The sequence below is a fragment of the Bacillus sp. SIMBA_074 genome (genome assembly GCF_046534555.1).
GTDB lineage: Bacteria > Bacillota > Bacilli > Bacillales > Bacillaceae_G > Bacillus_A > Bacillus_A mycoides.
In genome coordinates, this window is sequence record NZ_JAWRYM010001115.1 from 1 (window position 1) to 242 (window position 242).

1 protein-coding gene is annotated in these 242 nt (G+C 67.8%); it reads left to right on the plus strand.

Features of this window, described 5'->3' with window-relative positions:
* Positions 1 to 71 (plus strand): Fe-Mn family superoxide dismutase (locus SB773_RS34210; protein WP_410594959.1); only part of this gene is annotated, 71 nt, incomplete at its 5' end.
* Positions 72 to 242 lie beyond the last annotated feature (171 nt).

Consider the following 242-nt stretch of genomic DNA (forward strand, 5'->3'; position numbering starts at 1 on the left):
GACGCGCCCAGTACCTGGAAGCGTTCTGGAAACTGGTCAACTGGGAATTCGCGGCCTCGCGGCTGCGCTGACCGGCGCCACGCCCCGCTGCGGGAGTGGCTCAGCCGCGACCGCCATCGGACAGATCGCGGCTCCGCTCGTCGGGGCTGAAGCCCCTCCCACAATGCAGTTCCAGTGCGTGCAGTAACCCATGACTTCAGTCCTTTGCACGCGGCCGGTCCGGCCCCCTACCATCGGGGGTT